Annotated in this window: 1 protein-coding gene; it reads left to right on the top strand. The window is 71.0% G+C overall.

The window, feature by feature from the left end:
• Window positions 1-1172, top strand: a 1172-nt coding sequence (locus I53_RS19570) for an NAD(P)/FAD-dependent oxidoreductase (RefSeq protein ID WP_051044906.1), incomplete at its 5' end; no start/stop codon positions are given.
• Window positions 1173-1371 lie beyond the last annotated feature (199 nt).

Below are 1371 nucleotides of genomic sequence, written 5' to 3'. Positions count from 1 at the left end.
GACGGTCGACCTGGAAGGCTCCGGAGCTTCAGGCCGGCACCGTCCGGCGCCTCACGGACGGGCTCGCCCAGATGGCGCGCCAGCGCAAGGTCGAGGTGATCCGCGGGACCGCACGCTTCACGGGCCCGAGCGCGGTCTCGGTGGCGCTGCATGGTGGCGACACGCGCCACGTCACCTTCGCCAGCGCCATCGTGGCCGCGGGCTCGTCGCCGGTGGCCCTGGCGATGCTGCCGGACGATCCCCGCATCGTGGATTCCACGGGGGCGCTGGAGCTGCCCTTTGTGCCGCGCCGGTTGCTGGTGATCGGCGGTGGCATCATCGGCCTGGAGATGGCGACCGTCTACAGCGCATTGGGCGCCCGGGTCGACGTGGTCGAACGCCTGCCGAACCTGCTGGAGGGCGTCGACCGAGATCTCGTGGCGGTCTGGACGAAGCGGAACGCGCACCGCTTCGACCGAATCCGCACGGGTACGGAGGTGATGGCGGCAGAGGCGACACCGGAGGGCATCGCCGTATCTATCGCTGGCGAGGCCGAGCCGCAGACCTACGACCTCGTGCTCCAGGCCGCGGGGCGCCGTCCGAACGGCGCGAACCTGGGCCTCGACGCCGCCGGCGTGGTGCTGGATGGCGGCTTCGTGCCCGTGGACGCGCAGATGCGGACCAACGTGCCGCATATTCTCGCCATCGGTGATCTCGTCGGGCAGCCAATGCTCGCCCACAAGGCCGTCCACCAGGGGCACGTAGCCGCCGAGGTGGCCGCCGGCCACAAGGCCGGCTTCGATGCCGCCGTGATCCCCTCGGTGGCCTACACCGATCCCGAGATCGCCTGGGTGGGCCTGACGGAAACGGCGGCCAAGGCCTCGGGGCGGGCCGTGGAGGTCGCCCGCTTCCCCTGGGCGGCCTCGGGCCGGGCCATCGCCAACGGCGCCGATTACGGTCTGACGAAGCTGCTGTTCGATGCGCAGACCAAGCGCGTTGTCGGCGGCGCCATCGTCGGCCCGAGCGCGGGCGACATGATCGGCGAGGTCGCGCTGGGAATCGAGATGGGCGCCGATGCCACCGACATCGCCCGGACCATCCATCCCCATCCGACCCTCGGCGAGACGATCGGCCTCGCGGCCGAAGCCGGCCTCGGGCTCTGCACCGACCTGCCGCCGGTCGGGCGCCGGTAGGATCATCTTCGCCAGGGGACGGGTCCGCCAGGCGGCGGGCAGCTCGACGGATGGACGCGTCTTGTATAGATCTTGGCCCGCGTCGCCGACTCGGCCAGGAAACAGCCCGGTCAGCACGTTCTGCCCGGGCCTCGACGCTGCGGCGATCGGCGAAGACCCTGGTATTTCGACTGGGAGGACATGGCTCGAGATGCTGTGG

Origin of the sequence: Methylobacterium sp. B1 (genome assembly GCF_000333255.1) — a bacterium.
Taxonomy (GTDB): Bacteria; Pseudomonadota; Alphaproteobacteria; order Rhizobiales; family Beijerinckiaceae; genus Methylobacterium; species Methylobacterium fujisawaense.
This window is presented reverse-complemented; position numbering and strand designations above follow the sequence as displayed.